Source organism: Streptomyces hirsutus (genome assembly GCF_001418415.1).
GTDB lineage: Bacteria > Actinomycetota > Actinomycetes > Streptomycetales > Streptomycetaceae > Streptomyces > Streptomyces hirsutus.
On sequence record NZ_LIQT01000428.1, the window covers coordinates 1 to 8,525 of the forward strand.

Consider the following 8,525-nt stretch of genomic DNA (forward strand, 5'->3'; position numbering starts at 1 on the left):
GCCGCGTGTCACGCCCGGGCCGGACCGACCGTCAGGCGGACCGGATCGGACCGGCCCTCAGGACAGCCATGCCTTCCAGGTGGACTCGTTGCCGTCCACCCACTTCTTCGCCGCCTCCTGGGGCGCCATCCGCTGCTCGGCGATCATCAGGGAGACCTCGTTCTGGTCCTCGGTCGTCCACCGGAACTTCTTCAGGAAGTCCGCCGCGTCGCCGCCGTCCTTCGCGAAGTCCGCGTTGAGGTACTTCTGGAGCGGGGTGTGCGGGTAGGCGCAGGCGACCTTCGCCGGGTCGGCGTCGCAGCCCTCCTCGTACTCGGGCAGCTTCACCTCGGTCATCGGCACCTTCTCGGACAGCCACTGGGGTGTGTACCAGTAGCTGAGGAAGGGCTTCTTCTCCTTGGCGAACTGCTGGATCTGGGTGATCTGCGCGGCCTCCGACCCGGCGAACACCACCTTGAAGTCCAGCTTCAGGTTCTTCACCAGCGCCTTGTCGTTGGTGAGGTAGGCCGGTGAACCGTCCAGCAGTTGGCCCTTGCCGCCGCTCTCCGCGGTGCGGAACTGATCGGCGTACTTGTCGAGGTTCTTCCAGTCGGTGATGTCGGGGTGCTTCTCCGCGAAGTACGTCGGCACGAACCAGCCGATGTGCCCGGTGACCCCGAGATCACCGCCGGGCGCGATCGTCTTCTTGTCCTCGACGTACCGCTGCTCCTGATCCGGGTGGCCCCAGTCCTCGAGGATGGCGTCGACCCGGCCCTGGCTGAGCGCGTCCCAGGCGGGTACCTCGTCGATCTGCACGGTGTCGACGCGGTAGCCGAGTTCCTGCTCCAGCAGGTACTCGGCGACGGCCACATTGGCCTGGGCGCCCACCCAGGACTGCACGGACAGGGTGACCGTCCGCGCGCCCTCGGCGTTGGCGAACGGCGAGGCCTGCTTGGTCATGTCGGCGGCACCGCAGCCGGTCAGCAGGACGAGCGCGGACACCCCGGCCATGGCCGACGTCGTACGAAGTCGCATGTCAGGCTCCCTTCTTCGCGCGGCGTTCGGTGGGCTGGGTCACCCGGTCGAGCATCAGGCCCAGGCAGACGATCGCGGCTCCCGCGACCAGGCCGGTCGCCAGGTCTCCCTGCGCGAGGCCGAAGACGACGTCGTAACCGAGCGCGCCACCGCCGACCAGGCCGCCGATGATGACGACGGCGAGGACCAGGACCACGCCCTGGTTGACGGCGAGGAGCAGCGCCCGACGGGCCAGCGGGAGCTGGACCTGGCGCAGCTGCTGGCCGCTGGTCGCGCCGAGCGAGCGGGCCGACTCCATCGCCGCCGGATCGACCTGGCGCAGTCCCTGGGTGGTGATGCGGACGACGGCCGGCAGCGCGTAGACGATGGCGGCGGCGACGGCCGGGGCACGGCCGACGCCGAACAGGGCGACGACCGGGATCAGGTACACGAACTGCGGCATCGTCTGGAAGACGTCCAGGACCGGCCGCAGCAGCCGCTCGACACGGTCGCTGCGGGATGCGGCGAGACCGATCGCGAAGCCGATGACGAGGGTGACGGCGACGGCCGCGAGGACCTGGGAGAGCGTGTCGAGGGACGGGTTCCACACCCCGAGCACCCCGATGCCGGCCATGGCGAGGACGGCGGTGAGCGCGGTGCGCCAGGTGCCGATCAGCCAGGCCAGGGCGGCGACGACGAGCAGCACCGACCACCAGGGCAGCCACTGCAGTCCGTCCCGCACCGGGTCGAGCACCCAGGTGGTGAAGCGGGCGGCCCAGTCGGCGGTGCCGCCGATGACGGGGACACCCGAGTAGAGGTGGTCGGTCATCCAGTCGACGGCCCGGTTGACCGGTTCGGCGATCGCGACGACCCACCCGTCCGGCCACTCCAGCCGGTCCGCCAGACGCCCGGCGACCGCGACGGCCGCGGCGCCGACCACGACGTACAGCCAGTGCGTACGGGGCCGGGGCGTCCCGTCGGTGTTCGCCCCGGCCGCGGCGGTGACGCGGTCGAGGACGACGGCGAGGAGCACGATCGGAATGCCGGCGGCGAGGGCCGCGCCGACGTCGACCGAGGCCAGCGCCTGGTAGACCCGGTCACCGAGGCCGCCCGCACCGATCACCGAGGCGATGACGGCCATGGACAGCGCCATCATGATCGTCTGGTTGAGGCCGAGGAGGAGTTCCTTGCGGGCCAGCGGGATGCGGGCGGTCAGCAGGCGCTGCCGGGCACCGGCGCCGAGCGACTCGACAGCCTCCAGCACCTCCTTGTCGGCGCCGCGCAGGCCGAGCGAGGTCAGCCGGGCCATGGGCGGCGCGGCGTAGATCACGGTGGCCAGGACCGCGGCGGGGACACCGATACCGAACACCAGCACGACCGGCAGGAGGTAGGCGAAGGCGGGGAACACCTGCATGGTGTCCAGCACCGGGCGCAGGACGCGATCCATGCGGTCGGAGAGTCCGGCGGCGAGTCCCAGCAGCGCGCCGAGGACGACGGACGCGGCGACCGCGACCACCATCAGGGCGAGCGTCTGCATGGTGGGCACCCACATGCCGAGCAGACCGCAGGCGAGGAACGCGACAGCGGTGCCGAGTGCGAGCCGCAGGCCCGCGACCCGCCAGGCGACCAGCCCGGCGACGGCGGTCACTCCCGCCCATCCGACGGCGAGGAGGGCGAGGTAGACGGCTCGTACGGCGATGACGACGACGTTGCTGACGTGGCCGAAGAAGTAGAGGAAGAGGGGGTGGGAGTCCCGGTTGTCGATGATCCAGTCGCTGGCGCCGGCCAGCGGTCCGGAGACGTCGACGGTCAGCGCCTCGGGCCAGCTGCCGCTCGCCCAGCGGGCCGCGGCGAACGGGACGAGGACCGCGGCGGCCACGGCAAGCAGCAGAAGCTTGCGTACGGCGGCACGTCCGAGCAGCCCCGGCCGCTCGCCGGCCCGGGGGGCGACGGCGGTGACGGTCGCCATCAGACGGCCCCCTCGGGGCGCTCCGTCCCGGCGAAGGGCTCGGGTGCGGGCGAGGGCTCTGGGGCGGCGAACGGTTCCGTGGCGGCGAACGGTTCCGTGGCGGTGGACGGTTCCGTGGCGGTGGACGGTTCCGTGGCGGCAAGCGTCCCCGTCCCCGCGACGACCGACAGCAGGGCTGCGGAGTCGACGATTCCCACGCAGCGGCCCTGGTCGAGGACCCGGGCCGGGGAGCCCGCGCGGGCGACGGCCTCGATGGCCTCCGACACCGTGGCGTCGGGGCGGACGGCGGGTCCGCTGCCGGCCTCGTCCGCCGACGAGGCGGGGCGCATGGCCGTACGGACGGTGAGGACCTGTTCGCGCGGGACGTCCCGGACGAAGTCGCGGACGTAGTCGTCGGCGGGCGAGCCCACGATCTCCTCGGGGGTTCCCAGCTGGACCACCCGTCCGTCGCGCATCAGGGCGATACGGTCGCCCAGCCTCAGCGCCTCGCTGAGGTCGTGGGTGATGAAGACCATCGTGCGGCCCTCCTCGTGGTGCAGCCGGATCACCTCCTCCTGCATGTCGCGCCGGATGAGGGGGTCGAGCGCGCTGAACGGCTCGTCAAACAACAGCACCTGGGGGTCGACGGCGAGCGCGCGGGCGAGCCCGACGCGCTGGCGCTGACCGCCGGAGAGCTGGGCGGGTCTGCGCTGCTCCATGCCTTCCAGGCCCACCTTGGCAACGACCTCGGCGGCCTTCGCGCGCCGCTGCGCCCGGCCCATGCCCTGGATCTCGAGACCGTAGGCCACGTTGTCCAGGACCGTGCGGTGCGGCAGCAGGCCGAAGTGCTGGAAAACCATGGCGGCCCGGTGCCGGCGCAGTTCGCGCAGCCGCGCCTTGTCCATCGCGCGCACGTCCTCGCCGTCGATGGAGATGGAGCCCGCGGTCGGCTCGATCAGCCGGGTCAGACAGCGCACCAGCGTGGACTTGCCGGAGCCGGACAGGCCCATGACGACGAAGACCTCGCCCTTGCGGACGTCGAAGCTCACGTCCCGGACGGCGACCGTGCAGCCGGTGCGGCTGCGCAGGTCGGCCGGGTCGAGCGCGGTGAGCCCGGGGTCGGCGGGGACGCGCTCGGCCTTCGGGCCGAAGACCTTCCACAGTCCGTCGACGGAGAAGACGGGCGGGCCGCCCTCCGGATCGGCGGTGGTACCGGAGGGCTGGGGAGTCGCAGAGGTCGCCCTGCTCATCACACACCGCCTCCGATCAGGTCGACGGCCCGCTCGCCGACCATCAGCACGCCGATCATCGGGTTCACGGCGGTCATGGTCGGGAAGACGGAGGCGTCCGCGATCCGGATGCCCTGCAGTCCGCGGATCCGCAACTCGGGGTCCACCACGGCCAGTTCGTCGGTGGCGGCGCCCATCCTGCAGGTGCCCGCCGGGTGGTAGACGGTGTGCGCGACCTTACGGGCGTACTCGCTCAGTTCCTCGTCGCCCGTGATGTCGGGGCCGGGGGCCACCTCGCGCTTGAGCCAGTGGGCCAGCGGTTCGGTCTTCGCGATCTCGCGGGCGATGCGGATGCCGTCGACGAGGGTGCGGCCGTCGTAGTCGTCCTCGTCGGTGAAGTAGCGGAAGTCCAGCGCGGGTTTGACCTCGGGGTCGGCGCTGGTCAGGTAGAGCCGGCCGCGGCTCTTCGGCTTGGGGATGTTCGGGGTCATCGAGACGCCGAACTCCGGCCGCTGATAGCCGAGGCGCTCCGGATTGTCCGTGAACGGGATCTGGTAGAAGTGGAACATCAGGTCGGGGCCCGCGTGTCCGGGGTCCCGGCGCACGAACAGGCCGGCGTCGGAGTCCATCGCGGAGTTGTCCGGGATGGGTCCGTCCGTCTCCCAGACGATCACCGACTCGGGGTGGTCGAGCAGGTTCTCGCCGACACCGGGAAGGTCGTGCGCCACGGGTATGCCGAGCGCCTCCAGGTCGGCCTTCGGACCGATGCCGGAGTGCAGCAGGAGCCGGGGCGAGTCGACCGCGCCGGCACACAGCAGGACCTCGCCGCGGGCCCGGACGAGGATCTCCTCGCCGTCCTTGGTACGGACGTGGACGCCCTCGGCGCGGGTGCCGTTCAGCTCCAGCCGGTACGCCCACGTCTCCAGCAGGAGCGTCAGGTTGGGGCGTTCGTCCATCACCGGGTGCAGATACGCGACCGACGCCGAGGAGCGCTTGTTGTTCTCCGGGTGGTAGGCGAGGTCGAAGAAGCCGACGCCCTCGTGGAACGGCTTCTTGTTGAAGCCCTCGACGCGCGGCACGCCGAGCGCGGCCTGCGCGGCGTCGACGAAGTCACGGGCGATGGCGTTCCGGTCCTTCTCGTCGACCGGGACGATGTTGTTCCTGAGCCGGGCGTAGTACGCCTCCATCTGCACCGCGCCCCACCCCTGGGCGCCGGCCTGCTCCCACTCGTCCCAGTCGGACGGGAGCGGCTTGAACGCGATGAGGGTGTTGTGCGAGGAGCATCCGCCGAGCACGCGGGCCCGGCTGTGCCGGATGTGCGAGTTGCCGCGCGGCTGCTCGGTGGTGGGGTAGTCGTAGTCCAGCTCGCCGCCGAGCAGGCCCATCCAGCGGCGCAGGGTCAGCACGTCGTCACGGCCGACGTCGCTGGGGCCGCCCTCGATGACCGCGACGGTGACCTCGGGGTTCTCGGTCAGCCGGGAGGCGATGACGGACCCTGCGGTGCCGCCGCCGATGACGACGTAGTCGTACGTGTGTTCGTGGGTGGGATCCGGCATGGGATTACTCCTACGGGGACTGGGGGACGAGGGTTGTCGGCGGAACCACGGGTGGAGTCCTGGGCAGGGGGCTGCTCGAAGTGGTACGTCGTCACGCGGGACGCGTGGGACGCACGGCGGGTGACGGGCTCCGGGGCGGGCGGCCCGGGGGAGGGTGCCCCCGGGCCACCCGGCGGCCGCGACCGCACGCGGGAGGCGCGTGCACCGTGCACGCCGGGTGCCTCCCGCGGGGCGCGGGTGCCGGGTCCGCCACGGGTGCCGCTCGGTGGCGGCGGCTCAGCCCGCGAACCAACGCACCGGCTTCGGCGCGAGGTTCTGGTAGATGTGCTTGGTCTCGCGGTACTCGGCGAGGCCCGCCGGGCCGAGTTCGCGGCCCACTCCGCTCTTGCCGAAGCCGCCCCACTCCGCCTGCGGGAGGTAGGGGTGGAAGTCGTTGATCCACACGGTGCCGTGGCGCAGCCGTCCGGCCACCCGCCGGGCGCGGCCCGCGTCGGCGGTCCAGACGGCGCCGGCCAGCCCGTACTCGGTGTCGTTGCCGAGGTCGACGGCCTCGTCCTCGGTGCGGAAGGTCTCGACGGTGAGGACCGGCCCGAACACCTCCTCGCGCACCACCCGCATCTCGCGGTGGCAGCGGTCGAGGACGGTCGGCTCGTAGAAGTAACCGGCCTCGGGCCGCTCGGCGGACGGCTCGGGCCGCTTGCCGCCGGAGCGCAGCACCGCGCCCTCCTTCAGCGCGGAGGCGACGTACGCCTCGATCTTGTCCCGCTGCTGCCCGGAGACCAGCGGTCCGCACTCGACGCCGTCCGCGGTGCCCCGGCCGAGCCTGATCCCCTCGGCGCGGCGGGCGAGTTCGGTGACGAAGCGGTCGCGGACGGACTCCTCGACGATGAGCCGCGCACCCGCCGAGCAGACCTGACCGCTGTGGATGAAGGCCGCGTTGAGCGCCTGGTCGACGGCGGTGTCGAAGCCCTCCTCGGTGGCGCAGGCGTCGGCGAAGACCACGTTGGGGTTCTTGCCGCCGAGTTCGAGGGCGACCTTCTTCACGCCCGGCGCGGCGGCCCGGGCGACCTTGGTGCCACTGGCCAGTCCGCCGGTGAAGGAGACCAGGTCGACGTCGGGGTGCTCGGCGAGCCGGGCGCCGACGGTGTGGCCGGGGCCGGTGACGATGTTGGCGACACCGGCGGGCAGTCCCGCCTCGGTCAGCAGAGCGATGAGCGCGACGGTGGTCAGCGGGGTGATCTCGCTGGGCTTGACGACGAAGGTGTTGCCGGCCGCGAGCGCCGGGGCGATCTTCCAACTGGCCTGGAGCAGTGGATAGTTCCAGGGCGTGATCATGGCGCAGACGCCGACGGGCTCGTGCACGACGACGCTGTGGACGTCGGGGGAGCCCGCGTCGACGACCCGGCCGGGGGCCTCCCCGGCGACCAGGTCGGCGAAGTAGCGGAAGGCGTCGGCGACACAGTCGATGTCGACGCGCCCCTCCTCGACGGTCTTGCCCGCGTCCCGGCTCTCCAGCAGGCCGAGTTCCTCCCGGTCCCGGACGAGGAGACCGGCGACGCGGCGCAGCAGCGCGGCCCGCTCGGCGACCGGGGTGTGCGGCCACGGGCCCTCGTCGAACGCGCGCCGGGCGGCGGCCACCGCGAGATCGGCGTCCTTCTCGTCGCCCTCCGCGACGACGGCGAACGGCAGGGCGTCCGCGGGGTCGAGGATCTCGCGCGTGGCCCCCGAGACGGCCGCCCGCCACTCGCCTCCCGCGTGGATGGAGGTGCGCACCTGAAGTTCCGTACTGTCCGCCATGATCGCTTGCTGCCTTCCGTTCCTGTTCGGCGCCCATGAGTGACACAGGCCGAATGACCAGGTCGAGTCACACGGGCGTCACCCACGGAACGGGGTGGCTCCTTCCCCCGAACCTCGAATGCATGCGCGATTCATCGCGGAAGGTGTGCTGCATCACATAACATGTGGTCAAAACGGAGAGGACATCGCAAAACTCCGGTCGGAGTCGATTCAGCCGAGGTCCGTGGCGGTCCCGCAGGTGGTCGCCGGCGGGCAGAAGTGTTCGAGGGCGGTGCGGATCAGTTCCCGCTCGTCCTCGCGACCGTCGGAGTCGGCCCCGTAGGCGGCGAGCGCGTACAGCTTGCCGTCGGCGGCCTGGAAGCGCAGGTCGACGACGTGCCAGGTCCCGACGTCGGGCTCCCCCCTGATCGAGTCCGCCAGGTACTCCAACCGGGAGCCGGTGAAGTCGCCGTCGTCCAGCGTTTCGAGGGAGAGCTGCTCGAACCCGGGGGCCTTCGGGGTGGCGTCGGAGAGGAACAGTTCGTACGACGCGTCGGGCGAGGGCTCCGCCACCTCGAACACCTGGAGCCGCATGCCGCGGTCGGGACTGCGGTAGGTGACCACCTCCATGCCGTACTGGGAGGACACGCTGCTACGGGTCCACCCCGTGGGCCGGGCGATGGTGAAGCCCTCGGAGTCGGCGTACAGGTCGTAACCGTCGGGGACGGTGCTGTCCGGGTCGAGGTCGGGCGAGGTGGGCTCCTCGGCGGCGGACGTCGACTGCCCCGGGGCCGGGGCCTCCCGCGTTCCGGGCGACCCGGAGCCGGCCGGCTGCGACACGCCCGCCGAGGCGGCCTTGTCGTCCCCCTGGCCGTCCGCCTCCTTGTCGCCTCCCAGGGTCTGGGTCAGCACCAGTCCCACGACCACCCCGACCACGGCGGCCCCGCCCACCACGGACCACACCCGTCTCCGGTCGAGCCCGCGCCGAGCCGGCGCCGGGGACGCGGGCTCGACCGGAGACGG

The 8,525-nt window shown here is 72.0% G+C and carries 6 protein-coding genes; all 6 read right to left on the reverse strand.

The window, feature by feature from the left end:
- Positions 1-57: 57 nt before the first annotated feature.
- The gene (locus AOK11_RS29185) at positions 58-1,014 is read right to left on the reverse strand and encodes an ABC transporter substrate-binding protein (RefSeq protein ID WP_055596718.1); all 957 of its coding nucleotides are present in this window, start codon (positions 1,012-1,014) and stop codon (positions 58-60) included.
- 1 nt (position 1,015) lies between these two features.
- Positions 1,016-2,962, reverse strand: a complete 1,947-nt coding sequence (locus AOK11_RS29190; protein WP_055596719.1) for an ABC transporter permease — start codon at positions 2,960-2,962, stop codon at positions 1,016-1,018.
- Positions 2,962-4,191: a quaternary amine ABC transporter ATP-binding protein gene (locus AOK11_RS29195; protein ID WP_055596720.1), complete on the reverse strand. Its 1,230-nt coding sequence runs from the start codon at positions 4,189-4,191 to the stop codon at positions 2,962-2,964. The genes AOK11_RS29190 and AOK11_RS29195 overlap by 1 nt, the downstream gene beginning before the upstream one ends.
- Positions 4,191-5,726: a GMC family oxidoreductase gene (locus AOK11_RS29200; protein ID WP_055596721.1), complete on the reverse strand. Its 1,536-nt coding sequence runs from the start codon at positions 5,724-5,726 to the stop codon at positions 4,191-4,193. Before AOK11_RS29200 ends, AOK11_RS29195 begins: the two co-directional genes overlap by 1 nt.
- A gap of 276 nt (positions 5,727-6,002) precedes the next feature.
- Positions 6,003-7,523 (reverse strand): aldehyde dehydrogenase family protein, encoded by a 1,521-nt coding sequence (locus AOK11_RS29205; protein WP_055596722.1) that lies wholly within the window; start codon positions 7,521-7,523, stop codon positions 6,003-6,005.
- Positions 7,524-7,733: 210 nt separating this feature from the next.
- On the reverse strand, positions 7,734-8,525 hold a 792-nt coding region (locus AOK11_RS29210), incomplete at its 5' end, for a hypothetical protein (protein WP_240497532.1).

What these genes read in the sequence shown, in the direction of transcription:
- AOK11_RS29205 (WP_055596722.1), bottom strand. Translation starts at nt 7,523, where the DNA reads ATGGCGGACAGTACGGAACTTCAGGTGCGCACCTCCATCCACGCGGGA.
- AOK11_RS29195 (WP_055596720.1), bottom strand. Translation starts at nt 4,191, where the DNA reads ATGAGCAGGGCGACCTCTGCGACTCCCCAGCCCTCCGGTACCACCGCC.
- AOK11_RS29200 (WP_055596721.1), bottom strand. Translation starts at nt 5,726, where the DNA reads ATGCCGGATCCCACCCACGAACACACGTACGACTACGTCGTCATCGGC.
- AOK11_RS29190 (WP_055596719.1), bottom strand. Translation starts at nt 2,962, where the DNA reads ATGGCGACCGTCACCGCCGTCGCCCCCCGGGCCGGCGAGCGGCCGGGG.
- AOK11_RS29185 (WP_055596718.1), bottom strand. Translation starts at nt 1,014, where the DNA reads ATGCGACTTCGTACGACGTCGGCCATGGCCGGGGTGTCCGCGCTCGTC.